The 17,192-nt window shown below is 74.3% G+C and carries 16 protein-coding genes and 1 riboswitch; of the genes, 9 read left to right on the top strand and 7 right to left on the bottom strand.

Annotation, left to right across the window (positions count from 1 at the left end; genetic code table 11):
* Nucleotides 1-299: 299 nt before the first annotated feature.
* A complete protein-coding gene (gene cobN / locus IE180_RS05255) occupies nt 300-3,905 on the bottom strand; it encodes a cobaltochelatase subunit CobN (RefSeq protein WP_190155552.1) in 3,606 nt (1,201 codons plus the stop codon).
* A gap of 41 nt (nt 3,906-3,946) precedes the next feature.
* A riboswitch (cobalamin riboswitch) is annotated at nt 3,947-4,081 on the bottom strand.
* Between the two features lie 78 nt (nt 4,082-4,159).
* Between cobN and IE180_RS05250 the strand changes: the two genes are divergently transcribed.
* The 4 genes from IE180_RS05250 (at nt 4,160) to IE180_RS05235 (ending at nt 9,166) form a co-directional block, all read left to right on the top strand.
* The gene (locus IE180_RS05250) at nt 4,160-5,476 is read left to right on the top strand and encodes a ferredoxin-like domain-containing protein (RefSeq protein ID WP_190155806.1); all 1,317 of its coding nucleotides are present in this window, start codon (nt 4,160-4,162) and stop codon (nt 5,474-5,476) included.
* Between the two features lie 14 nt (nt 5,477-5,490).
* Entirely contained in the window at nt 5,491-6,135 is a 645-nt protein-coding gene (locus IE180_RS05245; RefSeq protein WP_190155805.1) for a precorrin-8X methylmutase, read from the top strand.
* Nucleotides 6,132-7,628, top strand: coding sequence for a precorrin-3B C(17)-methyltransferase (gene cobJ / locus IE180_RS05240; RefSeq protein ID WP_190155551.1), 1,497 nt, complete (start codon nt 6,132-6,134; stop codon nt 7,626-7,628). Before IE180_RS05245 ends, cobJ begins: the two co-directional genes overlap by 4 nt.
* Before the next feature lie 119 nt (nt 7,629-7,747).
* Complete coding sequence (locus IE180_RS05235; protein WP_190155804.1) at nt 7,748-9,166, top strand: fibronectin type III domain-containing protein; 1,419 nt, start codon at nt 7,748-7,750, stop codon at nt 9,164-9,166.
* On the opposite strand, the gene IE180_RS05230 is transcribed toward IE180_RS05235, so the two are convergent.
* Nucleotides 9,156-9,884 (bottom strand): cobalt-precorrin-6A reductase, encoded by a 729-nt coding sequence (locus IE180_RS05230; RefSeq protein WP_190155550.1) that lies wholly within the window; start codon nt 9,882-9,884, stop codon nt 9,156-9,158. The two genes, IE180_RS05235 and IE180_RS05230, sit on opposite strands and share 11 nt — an antisense overlap.
* A gap of 12 nt (nt 9,885-9,896) precedes the next feature.
* Between IE180_RS05230 and IE180_RS05225 the strand changes: the two genes are divergently transcribed.
* Together IE180_RS05225 and IE180_RS05220 are read left to right on the top strand one after the other, a co-directional pair.
* Nucleotides 9,897-11,015 (top strand): cobalt-precorrin-5B (C(1))-methyltransferase, encoded by a 1,119-nt coding sequence (locus tag IE180_RS05225; RefSeq protein ID WP_190155549.1) that lies wholly within the window; start codon nt 9,897-9,899, stop codon nt 11,013-11,015.
* A 41-nt stretch (nt 11,016-11,056) separates the two neighbouring features.
* Nucleotides 11,057-11,614 (top strand): GNAT family N-acetyltransferase, encoded by a 558-nt coding sequence (locus IE180_RS05220; protein ID WP_190155548.1) that lies wholly within the window; start codon nt 11,057-11,059, stop codon nt 11,612-11,614.
* Here IE180_RS05220 and IE180_RS05215 read toward each other — a convergent pair.
* A complete protein-coding gene (locus IE180_RS05215) occupies nt 11,602-12,276 on the bottom strand; it encodes a hypothetical protein (RefSeq protein ID WP_229860297.1) in 675 nt (224 codons plus the stop codon). The two genes, IE180_RS05220 and IE180_RS05215, sit on opposite strands and share 13 nt — an antisense overlap.
* A gap of 91 nt (nt 12,277-12,367) precedes the next feature.
* Here IE180_RS05215 and IE180_RS37460 point away from each other — a divergent pair, with 91 nt between their 5' ends.
* Entirely contained in the window at nt 12,368-12,442 is a 75-nt protein-coding gene (locus tag IE180_RS37460) for a 50S ribosomal protein bL37 (protein WP_099895366.1), read from the top strand.
* A gap of 86 nt (nt 12,443-12,528) precedes the next feature.
* Here the strand turns inward: IE180_RS37460 and cobM are convergent, their stop codons facing one another.
* The 3 genes from cobM to IE180_RS05200 are packed head-to-tail and all read right to left on the bottom strand — an operon-like array spanning nt 12,529 to nt 14,712.
* Nucleotides 12,529-13,278, bottom strand: coding sequence for a precorrin-4 C(11)-methyltransferase (cobM, locus tag IE180_RS05210; RefSeq protein WP_190155546.1), 750 nt, complete (start codon nt 13,276-13,278; stop codon nt 12,529-12,531).
* On the bottom strand, nt 13,275-14,519 hold the full coding sequence (gene cbiE / locus IE180_RS05205) for a precorrin-6y C5,15-methyltransferase (decarboxylating) subunit CbiE (RefSeq protein WP_190155545.1): 1,245 nt from the start codon (nt 14,517-14,519) through the stop codon (nt 13,275-13,277). Before cbiE ends, cobM begins: the two co-directional genes overlap by 4 nt.
* Before the next feature lie 52 nt (nt 14,520-14,571).
* On the bottom strand, nt 14,572-14,712 hold the full coding sequence (locus IE180_RS05200; RefSeq protein ID WP_190155544.1) for a DUF6126 family protein: 141 nt from the start codon (nt 14,710-14,712) through the stop codon (nt 14,572-14,574).
* Nucleotides 14,713-14,834: 122 nt separating this feature from the next.
* Here IE180_RS05200 and IE180_RS05195 point away from each other — a divergent pair, with 122 nt between their 5' ends.
* Together IE180_RS05195 and IE180_RS05190 are read left to right on the top strand one after the other, a co-directional pair.
* Nucleotides 14,835-15,920 (top strand): LLM class flavin-dependent oxidoreductase, encoded by a 1,086-nt coding sequence (locus IE180_RS05195; protein WP_190155803.1) that lies wholly within the window; start codon nt 14,835-14,837, stop codon nt 15,918-15,920.
* Between the two features lie 4 nt (nt 15,921-15,924).
* Complete coding sequence (locus IE180_RS05190; protein WP_190155543.1) at nt 15,925-16,548, top strand: FMN reductase; 624 nt, start codon at nt 15,925-15,927, stop codon at nt 16,546-16,548.
* A 218-nt stretch (nt 16,549-16,766) separates the two neighbouring features.
* Here IE180_RS05190 and IE180_RS05185 read toward each other — a convergent pair whose 3' ends face one another.
* Complete coding sequence (locus IE180_RS05185) at nt 16,767-17,171, bottom strand: hypothetical protein (protein ID WP_190155542.1); 405 nt, start codon at nt 17,169-17,171, stop codon at nt 16,767-16,769.
* Between the last annotated feature and the right edge of the window lie 21 nt (nt 17,172-17,192).

Here is a 17,192-nt window from a genome sequence, read left to right as displayed (position 1 = left end):
GCGAAGCCGAGAGCTCGGGGGAGGGTGGGCACAACGGAACGGCGCCTCTTGCCGGCGCCCGAGGCTCCCTCGCTTGGACCCGCGCCCCGTGCACGGCCCGCGCGTGGTGCGGGTCCGGGCGCGGAACGCGGAGGCGCCGCTCAGGGCGCCGTCCCGTGTGCCCACCCGTCCCGCCCAGCGGGACGATTGCCCACACGGCGGGGGGCGGGGGCGGCTCCGCCCGTCGGGCGCGCGCCCACACGGCGGAGCCGCCCCGTCGGGCGCGGGCCCCGCGCGGGAGTGCCGCGCCGCCGGGTGGGCTACTCGTCGGACTCCAAGTCGCCCTCCGCCTCCAGGAAGACCCGCCGCAGCTCCGCCAGCGTCTCCGGGTCCGGCTTCTCCCACATGCCGCGCGACTCCGCCTCCAGGAGGCGTTCCGCGATGCCGTGGAGGGCCCACGGGTTGGCCTCCTTGAGGAAGGCCTGGTTCTCCGGGTCGAGGACGTACTCCTGGGTGAGCTTGTCGTACATCCAGTCGGCGACGACGCCCGTCGTGGCGTCGTACCCGAAGAGGTAGTCGACGGTCGCCGCCAGTTCGAACGCGCCCTTGTAACCGTGGCGGCGCATCGCCTCGATCCAGCGGGGGTTGACCACGCGGGCGCGGAAGACCCGGGAGGTCTCCTCGACCAGGGTCCGGGTGCGGACGGTCTCGGGCCGCGTCGAGTCGCCGATGTACGCCTCGGGGGCGGTGCCCGTCAGCGCGCGGACGGTCGCGACCATGCCGCCGTGGTACTGGAAGTAGTCGTCGGAGTCGGCGATGTCGTGCTCGCGCGTGTCCGTGTTCTTCGCGGCGACCGCGATCCGCTTGTAGGCGGTCTCCATCTCCTCCCGGGCCGGGCGGCCTTCGAGGCCACGGCCGTAGGCGTACCCGCCCCACACCGTGTACACCTCGGCGAGGTCCGCGTCCGTGCGCCAGTCGCGCGAGTCGATCAGCTGGAGGATGCCCGCGCCGTACGTGCCGGGGCGGGAGCCGAAGATGCGGGTGGTGGCGCGCCGTTCGTCGCCGTGCTCGGCGAGGTCGGCCTGCGCGTGGGCGCGGACGTGGTTGTCCGAGGCGGACTCGTCCTCCAGGCCCGCCACCAGCCGTACGGCGTCGTCGAGGAGGCCGATGACGTGGGGGAACGCGTCCCGGAAGAAGCCCGAGATGCGCAGCGTCACGTCGACGCGCGGGCGGCCGAGCTCGGCGAGCGGGATGGGCTCCAGGCCGTTGACCCGGCGGGAGGCCTCGTCCCACAGCGGACGGACGCCGAGGAGGGCGAGCGCCTCGGCGACGTCGTCGCCGGCGGTGCGCATCGCGCTCGTTCCCCAGAGGGAGAGGCCGACGGAGGTCGGCCACGAGCCGTTGTCCTCGCGGTAGCGCGTCAGCAGCGAGTCCGAGAGCGCCTGGCCGGTCTCCCAGGCGAGCCGGGACGGCACGGCCTTCGGGTCGACCGAGTAGAAGTTGCGGCCGGTCGGCAGGACGTTGACCAGGCCCCGGAGCGGGGAGCCGGACGGTCCGGCCGGGACGAAGCCGCCGTTCAGGGCGTGGACGGCGTGGTCCAGCTCGTCGGTGGTGGCGGCGAGGCGCGGCACGACCTGGAGGGCGGCGAAGGACAGCACCTCGCGGACCTCGGGGCCGTACGCGGCGGCGACCGTGTCGATCGCGTCCACCGACCAGTCGGCGGCCTCCATCGCCTCGACCAGCTCGCGGGCCTTCGCCTCCGCCTCGTCGGCGGAGGTGCGGGTCGCGGCCGACTCGTCGAGGCCGAGGGCCTCGCGCAGGCCGGGCAGTGCCTGCGTGCCGCCCCAGATCTGGCGGGCGCGGAGGATGGAGAGGACCAGGTTGACCCGGGCCTCGCCGGTCGGCGCGCCGCCGAGGACGTGCAGGCCGTCGCGGATCTGGGCGTCCTTGACCTCGCACAGCCAGCCGTCGACGTGCAGCAGGAAGTCGTCGAAGCCGTCGTCCTCCGGGCGCTCCTCCAGACCGAGGTCGTGGTCGAGCCTGGCGGCCTGGATCAGGGTCCAGATCTGGGCGCGGATGGCCGGGAGCTTCGCCGGGTCCATCGAGCTGATCTGCGCGTACTCGTCGAGCAGCTGCTCCAGGCGCGCGATGTCGCCGTACGAGTCGGCGCGGGCCATCGGCGGCACCAGGTGGTCGACGAGGGTGGCGTGGACGCGCCGCTTGGCCTGGGTGCCCTCGCCCGGGTCGTTGACGAGGAACGGGTAGATCAGCGGGATGTCGCCGAGGGCCGCGTCGGGGCCGCAGGCGGCGGACAGGCCGGCGTTCTTGCCGGGCAGCCACTCCAGGTTGCCGTGCTTGCCGAGGTGGACCATGGCGTCGGCGCCGAAGCCGCCGTCCTCGGCGCGGGCGGCGATCCAGCGGTAGGCGGCCAGGTAGTGGTGGGACGGCGGGAGGTCGGGGTCGTGGTAGATCGCGATCGGGTTCTCGCCGAAGCCGCGCGGCGGCTGGATGAGGATCAGGAGGTTCCCGCGCCGCAGGGCGGCGAGGACGATGTCGCCCTCCGGGTTGCGGGAGCGGTCGAGGAACATCTCGCCGGGCGCGGGACCCCAGTGCTCCTCCACCCGCTCGCGGAGCTCGGCGGGCAGGGTGGCGTACCAGCGCTTGTAGTCGGCGGCCGGGATGCGGACCGGGTTCTTCGCGAGCTGCTCCTCGGTCAGCCAGTCCTGGTCGTGGCCGCCGGCCTCGATGAGGGCGTAGATCAGCTCGTCGCCGTCGCCGGAGACGAGGCCGGGGAGGTCCTCCACCGGGCCGAAGTCGTAGCCCTCCTCACGGAGACGGCGCAGGAGCGCGACCGCCGACGCCGGGGTGTCGAGGCCGACGGCGTTGCCGATGCGGGAGTGCTTCGTCGGGTACGCGGAGAGGACGAGCGCCAGCTTCTTCTCGGCGTTCGGGATGTGGCGGAGCCGGGCGTGCCGGACGGCGATGCCGGCGACGCGGGCGGCGCGCTCGGCGTCGGCGACGTACGCGGGCAGACCGTCCTCGTCGATCTCCTTGAAGGAGAAGGGGACGGTGATGAGCCGGCCGTCGAACTCGGGCACGGCGACCTGGCTGGCGGCGTCCAGCGGGGAGAGGCCCTCGTCGTTCTCCTCCCACGCGGACCGCGAGCCGGTCAGGCACAGGGCCTGGAGGATCGGCACGTCGAGCGCGGCGAGCGCTCCCGCGTCCCAGGCCTCCTCGTCGCCGCCCGCCTGCGCCTCGGCGGGCCTGGTGCCGCCGGCGGCGAGGACGGTGGTGACGATCGCGTCGGCCGTGCGGAGACGGTCGAGCAGCTCCGGCTCCGGGGCGCGCAGGGACGCCACGTACAGCGGGAGGGCCCGGGCGCCGGCGTCCTCGATCGCCCCGCAGAGGGCGTCGACGAAGGCGGTGTTCCCGCTCATGTGGTGGGCGCGGTAGTAGAGCACGGCGACGGTCGGGCCGGTCGCGTCGGTCTTCGGGGTCCGCTCCAGGGGGCCCCAGGTGGGGGCGGCGGCCGGGGCGTCGAAGCCGTGGCCGGTGAGCAGGACGGTGTCGGAGAGGAAGCGGGCCAGCTGTTCCAGGTTCCCGGGGCCGCCGTGCGCCAGATAGGCGTGGGCCTCGGTGGCGACGCCGATCGGGACGGTGGAGGCCTCCATCAGCTGGGCGTCGGGGGCCTGCTCGCCGCTGAGGACGACGACCGGCTTCCCGGCGGCGAGGACCGTGTCCAGGCCCTCCTGCCAGGAGCGGACGCCGCCCAGGAGGCGGACGACGACCAGGCCGGCGCCGTCGAGGAGGTCGGGGAGGTCGGCGAGCGGGAGGCGGGAGGGGTTGGCGAAGCGGTACTCCACCGGCCCTCCGGCCGCGCGGGCGCTGAGCAGGTCGGTGTCGGAGTGCGACAGCAGCAGGAGCATGGCGAGCTCAGGCCCTTCCTCGGGGTTGTCCGCGCCCCGGGTGGTCGTGTGGACGGCGGGAGTTCCTGACTCACCCGTGCCGTCGCCGGTACGGGCTCACAGTGGCGGGACCGCGCCGGATTCTCACCGGGCTTCCTCCCCGGGGTCCTGGGACCCCATGCCGATCTGCATCCTAGATCGTGCCGTCTCCGGGCCGGGGGGGAACCGGGGAGTCGGCCGGATCACACCCGGTGGTCAGCCGGTTCCCCGTGGGTATGCTCGCCGCCATGCCGCCCACCCCACCCCCGACGCCCGAACCGGGCGAACCTCGCATACGGGACCGTGGCGACGCCTGCCCCGGGGCGCTGCGCCTGCACCCCGCCGACGACGGCCGCCTCGCCCGACTGCGCCTGCCCGCAGGACGGTTGACGGCACGTCAGGCCGAGGTGCTGGCCCACGCCGCCGAGGCCCTCGGCGACGGACGGATCAGCGTCACCTCGCGCGGCAACGCGGAGCTGCGCGGCCTCGGCGAAGGCTGCGGGGCGGAGCTGGCGGACCTCCTGGCCGGGGCCGGCCTGTTGCCCTCCCCCACCCACGAGCGCGTCCGCAACATCGTGGCCTCGCCCGGGGCGGGACTCGACGGACTCGGCCACGCGGACGTGCAGTTGTGGGCGCGCGCGCTGGACGCCGCCCTGTGCGCCGAGCCCCGGGCCGCGTCCCTTTCGGGACGTTTCCTGTTCGTCCTCGACGACGGACGCGGGGACGTCGCCGGACTCGGGGGCGATGTGAGCTTGATCGCAGGGCGGGACGGCTCCGTCCTGCTGCGGATCGGCTCCCCGGGGGCACCTCCCCGACCGGCGGCCTCGGGGGACTTCCGCCTCGCCGCCGACGGCTGCGACACCGCCGACGGCTGCGGCACCACGGACGGCGACGACACCACCACCGCCGTCGCCGTACGGGCCGCCCTCGCCGCCGCCCTCGCCTTCCTCGACGCCGCCGAGGCCGCCGGGAACGGGGCCTGGCGGCCGCGCGAACTGCCCGACGAGCACGTCCCCGACTGGGCCGGGGCCCTCGCGCGGGCCGGGATCACGGCGGAGCCCGTACCCGAACCGCCGCTTCCCGCCTCCCTCCCTCCCGCGCCCGGGCCGCTCGGCGACCGCGCCCTGCACGTCCTCGCCCCCCTCGGCCGGCTGACCGCCGCGCAGCTGCGGGCCCTGGCCGACGGGGCCGAAGAGCTGCGGCTCACGCCCTGGCGCGGCGTAGTCGCCGTCGGGGCCCGGGCCGGCCGGCTGCCCGGCCTGGAGGCGTACGGCCTGGTCACCCGGTCCGACCTGCCCTCGGTCGGGGTCAGCGCCTGCACCGGCCGGCCCGGCTGCGCCAAGTCCCTCGCCGACGTGCGGACGGACGCCGCCCTCGTCCACCGCGGGGGCCTGCCCGTCCACTACTCCGGGTGCGAGCGCCGCTGCGGGCACCCGCACGGCACCTGGGTCGACGTCCTCGCCACCGGCGACGACACCTACCTGGTGGACGGCGTCCCCACCCCCCGCACCTCCCTGCCCGAAGCAGTGACCACGGCCCGCACGACGAGATGAGCGAGAGCAACAGGATGTTCGACTACGAGAAGGACGGGACGGAGATCTACCGCCGGTCCTTTGCCACGATCCGCGCCGAGGCGGACCTCGCGGGCCTGCCCGCCGACGTCGCCCAGGTGGCGGTCCGGATGATCCACGCCTGCGGCATGACCGACCTCGTGCAGGACATCGCGTACTCGCCGCGGGTCGTCGCGGACGCCCGCGCCGCCCTCCGCGCCGGCGCGCCCGTCCTCTGCGACGCGCAGATGGTCGCCAGCGGCGTCACCCGCAAGCGGCTGCCCGCCGACAACGAGGTGCTCTGCGCCCTCTCCGACCCGGCCGTGCCGGGCCTCGCCGCCGAGCTGGGCACCACCCGCTCCGCCGCCGCGCTCGAACTGTGGCGGGACCGCCTCGAAGGCTCCGTCGTCGCCATCGGCAACGCCCCGACCGCCCTCTTCCACCTCCTGGAGATGGTCGCGAAGGGCGCCGGGAAGCCCGCCGCCGTCCTCGGCATCCCGGTCGGCTTCATCGGCGCCGCCGAGTCGAAGGACGCGCTCGCCGGGAACACCCTCGGCCTCGAGTACCTGGTCGTACGGGGACGCCGCGGCGGCAGCGCGATGACGGCCGCCGCGATCAACGCCCTCGCCCACGAAGCGGAGATCCAGGAGGCCCAGGCATGACCACCGTGACGCCCGGCAAGCTCTACGGCGTGGGCCTCGGCCCCGGCGACCCGAACCTGATGACCGTCGCCGCCGTGAAGGCGATCGCCGAGGCCGACGTCATCGCCTACCACTCGGCCCGCCACGGCCGCTCCATAGCCCGTTCCATCGCCGCCGAGCACATCCGCGAGGACCACGTCGAGGAACGGCTGATGTACCCGCTCACGGTGGAGACCACGGACCACCCGGGCGGCTACCGGGGCGCCCTGAACGACTTCTACGAGGAGGCCTCGGCCCGCCTCGCCGCCCACCTCGACGCCGGCCGCACCGTCGCCGTCCTCGCCGAGGGCGACCCGCTCTTCTACGGCTCGTACCAGCACATGCACAAGCGGCTCGCCGACCGCTACGACACCACCGTCATCCCCGGCGTCACCTCGGTGAGCGCCGCCGCCGCCCGGCTCGGCGAGCCGCTGTGCGAGGCGGAGGAGGTCCTCACGATCATCCCCGGCACCCTGCCGGAGGACGAGCTGACGGCCCGCCTCGCGGGCACCGACTCCGCGGTCGTCATGAAGCTCGGCCGCACCTTCCCCACCGTGAAGCGGGCCCTGGAACGGGCCGGCCGCCTGGACGACGCGCGCTACGTGGAGCGCGCGTTCATGACGGGCGAGCGCACGGGCGTCCTGTCCGAGGTCGACCCGGACTCCGTCCCGTACTTCTCGGTCGCCGTCCTCCCCTCCCGCATCGACCAGGAGCCCCGGGTACGGGAGACGGGCGAGGTCACCGTCGTCGGCACCGGCCCCGCCGGGGCGCCCTGGCTCACCCCCGAGTCCCGCGGCGCGCTCGTCAACGCCGACGTCCTCGTCGGCTACACGACGTACCTCGACCGGGTCCCCGTCCTCCGCCCCGGCCAGATCCGGCACGGCTCCGACAACAAGGTCGAGTCCGAGCGCGCCGAGTTCGCCCTCGACCTGGCCCGGCGCGGTCGCAGGGTCGCGGTCGTCTCCGGCGGCGACCCGGGCGTCTTCGCCATGGCGACGGCGGTCCTGGAGGTCGCCTGCGAACCGGAGTACGCCGACGTGCCCGTACGGGTCCTCCCGGGGGTGACCGCGGCGAACGCGGCCGCCGCCGCGGCCGGCGCCCCCCTGGGCCACGACTACGCCACGATCTCCCTCTCCGACCGCCTCAAGCCCTGGGACGTCATCGAGGCCCGCCTCCGCGCGGCCGCGGGCGCCGACCTCGTCATCGCCCTCTACAACCCGGGCTCCAGGTCCCGCACCCACCAGGTGGCCGCCGCCCGCGACCTCCTCCTCGAACTCCGCGCCCCCGAGACCCCGGTGGTCGTCGCCCGTGACGTCGGCGGCCCGGAGCAGTCGGTCCGCGTCCTCACCCTCAAGATCCTGGACCCCTCCGAGGTCGACATGCGCACCCTCCTCCTGATCGGCTCCTCGCAGACGCGGGCGGTCGAACGGGGCGACGGGCGCACGATCACGTGGACGCCGCGGCGGTACGGCTGAGCAGGTCGCCCGAAATCCGGAGTGGGGGCGGGACAACCCTGCCCCCACCTGGTGAGTCACACAGTCGTTCCCCCGTTCCACGTGCTTTCCACAGGTCCGGAAAGGCCCCTCTCCCCGTGATGACTCGTACCCGGCTGAGCGCACTGGCCACCACGGCCGCCCTCGCCGCCTTCGGCGGTCTGCTCACCGCCACCCCGGCCGCCGCGGCGGTCACCTGCGCGTCCCCCGTGTGGAAGGCGGAATACTTCGCCAACTCCACGTTCAGCGGCACGCCGAAGCTGACCACCTGCGACAGCGCCATCGCCGAGAACTACGGCTACGGCGACCCGGCGGGCGTCACCCTGCCCCGCGACAACTTCTCCGTCCGCTGGTCGGTCACCCGGGACTTCGGCTCCGGCGGCCCGTTCGCCTTCACCGCCGCGGCCCAGGACGGCATCCGCGTCAACCTCGACGGCGTCCGCAGGATCGACCTGTGGAAGAACGTCTCCACCACGCAGAAGAAGACGGTCGACCTCACCGTCCCGTCCGGCCGCCACACCATCACCGTGTACTACGCGGCCTGGACCGGCGCCGCGAACGTCGCGTTCGCCTACGCGCCCGTCACTTCGGCCACCGTCGACAAGGTCCGGCCGCTGGCGCCGACCGGCGCCGGCGTCACGTACGACAGGACCCTGAACAAGGCCACCCTGCGCTGGGCGCCCAACAAGGAGATGGACCTCGCCGGTTACCGCGTCTACCGGCGCCCGAGCACCTCCACCACCTGGGCGAGGACCGGCAGCGCCACCGCCCTGGTCACCACCCCGTCCTTCGTGGACTCCCCGCCGCCGACCGGCCAGACGTACCTCTACGAGGTCCGCGCCGTCGACAGGGCCGGCAACGAGTCCCCCGGCTCCGCCGACCTCACCGTCGCGTCGGTGGACCGGACCCCGACCGCCGCTCCGGCCGGCGTGACCGCGACCGACGACGCCACCGGTGTCGTCCTGGCCTGGGAGCCGGTCACGGGTGCGGCGAAGTACACCGTCCACCGGCAGCGCACCGGCACCACCGACCCCGTCGCCCAGGTCGCGACCGGCGTCACCGGCACCACGTGGACGGACACCGCGGCCGCCGAGAACACCGGCTACACGTACTGGGTCGAGGCCGTCGACGCCGCCGGCAACGCCTCGGCCCGCACGGCCGTCACCGCCACCCACGGCGACCACACCGCCCCCGCCCCGGTCGCCGGCCTCGAGGCGACCCCGCGCGAGGACGGCGTACTCCTGGAGTGGACGCCGAACCCCGAGCCCGACGTCAAGCTGTACGAGATCTACAAGGCCGTCCAGGTCGACGACGGCGACGGCAACCTCGTCTGGGTCGCCCACCGCGTCGAGTACCTGCTGCCCACCGCCTCGTCCTACCTCCACGAGAGCGCGGCCGACGGCGAGCACGTCCTCTACTCCGTGATCGCCATCGACACCTCGAACAACCAGATCTACTGGAACGACCCGAACCTGAACTGGGTCGAGGTCACCGAACTCGGCACGCCCGTCACCGAGTAGCGGCGACCCACGCGGCCGCCTCCTCCGGGGAGGCGGCCGTCGGCACGCCCTCCGGGACCGGCGGCCGGCGGACCACCACGACCGGGAGGCCCGCCTCGCGGGCCGCCGTCAGTTTCGGGGCGGTCGCCGCGCCGCCGCTGTCCTTCGTCACCACCACGTCGATCCGCCGGCGGGCCAGGATCTCCCGCTCGCCGTCCAGGGTGAAGGGGCCCCGGTCGAGGAGGACCTCGGTGCGGGCCGGCATCGGGGCGTCCGGGGCGTCCACCGAGCGGACCAGGAACCACTGCGGGCAGGTGGCGAAGGCCGCGAGGCCCATCCGGCCGGTCGTCAGGAAGACGCGGTCGCCGAGGCCGTCCAGGGCCGTCGCGGCCTCCTCCAGGGAGCCCACCGACCGCCAGTCGTCGCCCTCCCCCGGGACCCACCCGGGACGGCGCAGCGCCAGCAGGGGAACATGGGCGGTGGCGGCCGCCCGGGCCGCGTTGAAGCTGATCCGCTCGGCGAAGGGATGGGTGGCGTCGATGACCGCGTCCACGGCGTGCCCCGTCATCCACTCCACGAGGCCGTCGACGCCCCCGAACCCGCCGATCCGGACCTCGCCCGCCGGCAGCCGGGGGCTCGCCACCCGGCCCGCGAGGGAGCTGGTGACCCGGACCCGGCCGTGCAGCAGTCCGGCGAGGGCGCGGGCCTCGGTGGTCCCGCCGAGAATGAGTACGTGCACAGGAGCCTCTTCGTGACTTCAGGCGGCGGGCGTGAGGCCCAACTCAAGCACACCGGTCTCCGCCCGGGCTGGACGACCGGTGCCTGCGCGACGGCGGCCACCACCGCCGCGTACACCGCGCTGCTCACCGGTGACTTCCCCGACCCGGTGACGATCACGCTCCCCAAGGGGCAGACGCCGTCCTTCGCGCTGACCGCCGAGTCCCTGACGGCCGGTGCCGCCATGGCCGCCGTCGTCAAGGACGCGGGCGACGACCCGGACGTCACCCACGGGGCCGTGATCCGCTCGACGGTACGGCTCCTGCCGGCCGGCTCCGGCGTCGTGTTCCGGGCCGGGGAGGGCGTCGGCACCGTCACCCTGCCCGGCCTCCCCCTGGAGGTCGGCGAGCCCGCCATCAACCCCGTGCCGCGGCAGCTGATGTGCGAGCACGTCGCCGCGGTGGCGGCCGCGCACCACGCCCCCGGGGACGTCGAGATCACGATCTCCGTCGACAACGGCGCCGAGATCGCCCGCTCCACCTGGAACCCGCGCATCGGCATCCTCGGCGGCCTGTCGATCCTCGGCACGACCGGCGTCGTCGTCCCGTACTCCTGCTCCGCCTGGATCGACTCCATCCGCCGGGGCGTCGACGTGGCCCGCGCGGGCGGCCTCACCCACGTCGCCGGCTGCACCGGCTCCACCTCCGAGCGCACGGTCACGCGGCTCTACGACCTGCCGGAGATCGCACTCCTCGACATGGGCGACTTCGCGGGCGCCGTCCTCAAGTACGTCCGCCGCCACCCCGTCGACCGGCTCACGATCTGCGGCGGCTTCGCCAAGCTCTCGAAACTGGCCGCGGGCCACCTGGACCTCCACTCGGCCCGCTCCCAGGTCGACAAGGCCTTCCTCGCCGAGCTCGCCCGCACGGGCGGCGCCTCCCGGGCCCTCGCCGCCGAGATCGCCGACGCCAACACGGGCCTCGCCGCCCTCCGCCTCTGCGAGGCCGCGGGGGTCCCCCTGGGCGACCTCGTCGCCGCCCGCGCCCGCGACGAGGCCCTCACGGTCCTGCGGGGCGCCCCGGTCGCGGTGGACGTGATCTGCATCGACCGGGCGGGCGCCGTGGTGGGGCGGTCGGCACCGGCGGGGCCGTAATCCGGGCGACAACGCGACGGCCGCCCGCCGAGAATCCCGGGATGGCCGACTTCTCGCACAAGCCCACCCTCACCGGCGACCTGGTGGTCCTCCGCCCCGTCACCGAAGCGGACGTGCCCGCGCTGCTGCCGCTGTTCGAGGACCCTGAGGTCATCCGGCTGACGGGGGGCCACACGCGGTTCGACGAGGCGGCCCTCCTGGAGTGGTACGGCTCGCGCGGCGCGCAGGACGACCGGCTCGACCTCGCCGTGGTCGAGCGGGCGACCGGGCGGGTCGTCGGCGAGGCCGTCCTCACCGCGTGGGACCCGGACAACGAGAGCTGCGCCTTCCGGATCGCCTTCGTCCCGGACGCCGTCGGCCGGGGCCTCGGCACGGAGGCGACCCGCCTGATCGTCGGCCACGGCTTCGAGGCGCTCGGCCTGTACCGGATCTGGCTGGAGGTGTACGCCTTCAACCCCCGCGCCCGCCGCGCCTACGAGAAGGCCGGTTTCCGGGCGGAGGGCGTCCTGCGCGGGGCGCTGCTCTGGGAGGGGGAGCGGGTGGACGCGACGGTGATGTCGGTGCTGGCGCCGGAGTGGGGGTCGGTTCAGGCGGGGTAGCCGATCTCCGCGACGTCCTCGGCGAGGTCGGGGAGCGTCACCTGGGGGTTGAGGCGCGCCACCAGCTCCGGGGTCAGCGGACGCAGGGCCAGGACGTGGCGCACGGCCTCGACGTCGACCGGCTGCTCGTAGTAGTCCGAGGCCCACGCGGCGTACGCCTCCGCCGAGCGGTCCGTCAGCAGGCGGAGGAGGCGGCCGGAGCCGTCCGGGTCCTCGTGGCCGTCCAGGTCCGGGAAGTCGACCGGGCCCGTCCGCCAGGCCGTGTCCGTCGCCTCGCGCCACAGGCAGGCGGTGGTCACGTGCACCCCGTCCTCGTCCGTGAACGCCGGCTCCGTCAGGTACTCCCGGAAGGCCTCCGGGACCCCGTCGAGCACTCCGGGCCAGGTCCGCCCGTCCGCGAGCGGCCCGTAGGGGCTCAGCGGCGACTCGTGGTCGAAGACGCGCGCGTACGCCCCCGCAGGGGAGAGGACGATCGTGTACTCGCCGCCGGAGCCGTCCTTCATCGACGCCAGCTGCTCGGTCTCCGACCAGTGCGCGTCGAAGGAGTAGTACCGGCTCTCCCACTCCGGGCTCAGCACGGCGTCCAGCACGGCGAGCCCCCGGGAGTGGTCGCGCAGTTCCTCGATGCCCGGCAGCGCCCGGGCCACGTCGTAGACGGTCACGGGGCCATTCAAGCCCCTGGCACCGACGTGCGGGCCTCCGCCCCCGCTCCTAGGCTGGCCACGGCAGCATCCCCTACCGAGAGGGAGTCCCATGGCGAAGCGCGGCAACAAGAAGCGGGCCCGCAAGAAGAAGAAGGCGAACCACGGCAAGCGGCCCAACGCCTGAGACGTGGTCACGCGGCGGTGGCCGGACCCCGTGCGGGGTCCGGCCACCGTCGTGTCGGCGGGCGTGGGCGGTCCCGCGCCGGGCCGTCAGCAGGCGTGGCGGTCCCGCGCCGGGTCGTACAGGTGGCTGTCGCGGAACTCCGAGGCCGCCAGCGTGCGGCCCACGACGATGACGGCCGTCTTGGTGATGCCCGCCGCCTTCACCTGCTCCGCGATGTCCTCCAGGGTGCCCCGCAGGACCACCTCGTCCGGGCGGCTGGCCATCGCGACGACGGCGGCCGGGCAGTCGGCGCCGTAGTGGGGGACGAGTTCGGCGACGATCCGGTCGACGTAGCGGGCGCCGAGGTGGAGGACCAGCAGGGCGCCGCTGCGGCCGAGGGTGGCGAGGTCCTCGCCCTCCGGCATGGGGGTGGCCTGCTGGGCGATGCGGGTGAGGATCACCGTCTGGCCGACGGTCGGGACCGTCAGCTCCCGCTTCAGGGCGGCGGCGGCCGCCGCGAAGGCCGGGACGCCGGGCACGACCTCGTACGGGATGCCCAGCGCGTCGAGCCGCCTCATCTGTTCGGCCATCGCGCTGAAGACGGACGGGTCGCCGGAGTGCAGCCGGGCCACGTCCTGGCCGGCCTCGTGGGCGGCGGCGATCTCGGCGACGATCTGGTCGAGGTCCATCTTCGCCGTGTCGACGAGCTTCGCGTCCGGCGGGCACTCGGCGAGCAGCTCGGTGGGGACGAGGGAGCCGGCGTAGAGGCAGGTCCCGCACCCGGCGAGGGTCCGCGCGCCGCGCACGGTGATCAGGTCGGCCGCGCCGGGGCCCGCGCCGATGAAGTAGACGGTCATTGCTCTGGTGAACCCTTCGTTACGGACCACTGGGTGACGGGCATGGCCTGGCGCCAGCCGGTGAAGCCGCCCACGGGCACGGCGGTGGAGACGGCGAGCCGGACCAGTTCGCCGCCGTGGCGGCCGTACCACCGGGCGAGCAGCGCCTCGGATTCCAGCGTCACGGTGTTGGCGACGAGCCGGCCGCCGGGCGGCAGTGCCTCCCAGCAGGCGTCGAGCAGGCCGGGGGCGGTGAGGCCGCCGCCGACGAAGACCGCGTCGGGGGTCGGGAGCCCGGTGAGCGAGGCGGGTGCGGGGCCGGTGACGACGCGCAGGCCCGGTACGCCGAGGGCGTCGGCGTTGCGGGTGATGCGGGCGGCGCGCTCGGGGGACTTCTCGACGGCGACCGCCCGGCAGGAGCGGTGGGTCCGCATCCATTCGACGCCGATGGAGCCGGAGCCGCCGCCGACGTCCCAGAGGAGTTCGCCGGGGGCGGGGGCGAGGGCGGCGAGGGTGGCGGCGCGCACGTACCGCTTGGTGAGCTGGCCGTCGTGTTCGTACGCCTCGTCGGGGAGGCCGGGCACGGCGCCGAGCCGGAGGGCGCCGGGGTCGCGGGCGCAGTCGAGGGCGAGGACGTTGAGGGGGTCGGTGCGTTCGTGGGGCCAGTCGGCGGCGGTGCCGTCGAGGATCCGTTCGGCGGGGCCTCCGAGCTGTTCGAGGACGCGGACGCGGGTGCCGCCCCAGCCGGTCGTGCGCAGCAGCTCGGCGACCCGCGCGGCGGTGTCGGCGCCCTCGCTGAGCACGAGGAGGCGGCGGCCCTGGTGCAGGGCGGCGGAGAGCGCGGCGAGCGGCCTGGCGACGACGGAGAGGGTCTCGACGGCTTCGAGGGGCCAGCCGAGGCGGGCGCAGGCGTACGAGACGGAGGAGGGGTGCGGGTGTACGTCGAAGGTGACGGGGCGGTCGGTGCCGGCGGTCTCCGCGAGGGTGCGGGCGATGCCGTGGAAGGAGGGGTCGCCGCTGGCGAGGACGGCGATCGCACGGCCCTGGTGGGCGGCGAGCAGTCCGGGGACGGCGGGGCGGAGGGGGGAGGGCCAGGCGATCCGCTCGCCGGGGCAGTCGTGCTCCGGGAGGAGGCCGAGCTGGCGGGGGGCGCCGAGCAGGACCTCGGCGGCGCGCAGGACGCGGCGGGCGGTCTCGGGGAGCCCGTCCCAGCCGTCCGCGCCGATCCCCACGACCGACACCACCGATATCGCAGCGTTCACGTCGGGGACTCTACGTGAGGACCGCAGGTGGACGGCACGTGGCGGCCCTCACTCACTTCTGGGCGTTCTGTCCCACGTGGAAGAGGAGCCAGACGAAGCCGGCGAAGGCGTGGGTCGCGAAGACGTACACGAAGACGCGGAGCATCACGCCCCGTTCCTTCCAGCGCTCGCTGTCGTGGGTCTCCCCGGTCACGGGGTCGTCTTCTCGGTCATGCGCTCCAGGGTACGGGCGGACGGAATAGGGGAGGGGGTCGCGCCGTTCGAGGTAATAGTTTAAGCTTCAACCAACAGCAGGAACCGCGAGAGGTGAGCACGATGCAGTTCGGGATCTTCACCGTCGGCGACGTGACGACCGACCCCACCACCGGCCGCACCCCCACCGAGCACGAGCGCATCAAGAACACCGTCGCGATCGCGCTCAAGGCCGAGGAGGTCGGGCTCGACGTCTTCGCGACCGGCGAGCACCACAACCCGCCGTTCGTCCCGTCCTCCCCGACGACGCTCCTCGGGCACATAGCCGCCCGCACGGAGAACCTGATCCTGTCGACCTCCACCACCCTGATCACCACCAACGACCCGGTGAAGATCGCCGAGGACTACGCCACCCTCCAGCACCTCGCCGACGGCCGCGTGGACCTGATGATGGGCCGCGGCAACACCGGCCCGGTCTACCCGTGGTTCGGCCAGGACATCCGCCAGGGCATCCCGCTCGCCATCGAGAACTACGCGCTCCTCCACAAGCTGTGGCGGGAGGACGTGGTCGACTGGGAGGGCAAGTTCCGCAGCGCCCTCCAGGGCTTCACGTCCACCCCGCGCCCGCTCGACGGCGTCCCGCCGTTCGTCTGGCACGGCTCCATCCGCTCCCCCGAGATCGCCGAACAGGCCGCCTACTACGGCGACGGCTTCTTCGCGAACCACATCTTCTGGCCCAAGCAGCACACCGAGAAGATGGTCCGGCTCTACCGGCAGCGGTACGCGCACTACGGCCACGGCACCCCCGAGCAGGCCATCGTCGGCCTCGGCGGCCAGGTCTTCCTGCGGAAGAACTCGCAGGACGCGGTACGGGAGTTCCGCCCGTACTTCGACAACGCGCCGGTCTACGGCCACGGTCCGAGCCTGGAGGAGTTCAGCCGGGAGACCCCGCTGACCGTCGGCTCCCCGCAGGAGGTCATCGAACGCACCCTGTCCTTCCGCGAGTACGTCGGCGACTACCAGCGCCAGCTGTTCCTCGTCGACCACGCCGGACTGCCCCTCAAGACGGTCCTCGAACAGCTCGACCTGCTCGGCGAGGAGGTCGTCCCGGTGCTGCGCAAGGAGTTCGCCAGCCTGCGGCCCGCCGGAGTGCCGGAGACCGCCCCGCTCCACCCCGCCGTCGCCCCGAACACCCCGAAGGAGGTCTGACGCCGTGCAGACGTTGAAGCTGGTCGCCGTGTCCGCCGGACTCAGCACGCCCTCCTCCACCCGGCTCCTCGCCGACCGGCTCCTCCAGGCGGCCCGGTACCGGCTGGCCGAGCAGGAGTACGCCGTCGACGTCGAGGTCGTCGAACTGCGCGACCTCGCCGTCGACATCGCGAAGAACTTCGTGACGGGCTTCCCGTCGGCGGCGCTGGAGGAGGCCGTCGAGAAGGTGACGTCGGCCGACGGCGTCATCGCGGTGACCCCCGTCTTCACCGCCTCCTACAGCGGCCTGTTCAAGTCCTTCTTCGACCTGATCGACCCGGCGGCGCTCACGGGGACCCCGGTCCTCATCGCCGCGACGGGCGGCACCGCCCGCCACTCCCTGGTCCTGGACCACGCCCTGCGCCCCCTCTTCGCCTACCTGCGGGCCCTCGTCGTCCCCACCGCGGTCTACGCGGCCTCGGAGGACTGGGGCACCGGCGGCGACGAGTACACGGAGGGCCTGCCGGCCCGGATCACCCGCGCGGGCGAGGAGTTCGCGGACGTGGTGGCGGGGAGGCCGGCGCGCCGCCCGGAGGACGACGAGATCGTCCCCTTCGAGAAGCAACTGGCGGACTTGCGCCTGGACTGACCCCGGGACCGGGGCCCGCCCCTGGCCGGGCGCCCGCGCCCCGCTGGGCGATGCCCCGGCCCACCTCCGTGTGGGCAATCGTCCCGCGGGGCGAAGGGGGATCCCCCTCGCCCCAGCGGAACGACTGCCCACAACGGCGGGGCGGGGGGCGGGCGCCACCCCGCGGGCGCAGCCCGCAACCGGGGCGCGGCCCGCAACGGCGGCGGGCGCGGGGAAGGTCACCACGGGGCCGGGTGGCCCGCCGCGTCCTCATGTGTGTAGAAGAGGTAGAACGCCGCGCCCGCGGTGACCAGCCCCACGATCACCCCCAGCACCACCGACGAGTAGATGCTCGCCCCGGTGACGCTGTAGAGGAAGCCGACCGCGATGCCGGCGAGCGCGCCCCAGGCGGCGGCGCGGGCCTCGCGCGGCAGGGCGCGGCCGTACCGACGGAGGGCGTACAGAGCGACGGCGAGGACGACGGCGGAGATGAGGCCCAGCCAGAACTGTCCCCAGCTGAGCGCGCCGCCGTCGCGGGCGTTCACCTCCGCGTAGAGCCCGTACAGGACGCCGGTCGCGACCGGGAGTCCCCAGCCGTTCGTGCTGACTCGGCGCCGGGCGGGCACCGCTGCGTGTGCGGCCATGGCAGGAGCTCCTTCGTGTCC

Source organism: Streptomyces litmocidini (assembly GCF_014649755.1).
GTDB lineage: Bacteria > Actinomycetota > Actinomycetes > Streptomycetales > Streptomycetaceae > Streptomyces > Streptomyces litmocidini.
The sequence above is the reverse complement of the archived record's forward strand: the minus strand, read 5'-3'. Positions and strand labels throughout refer to the sequence as shown.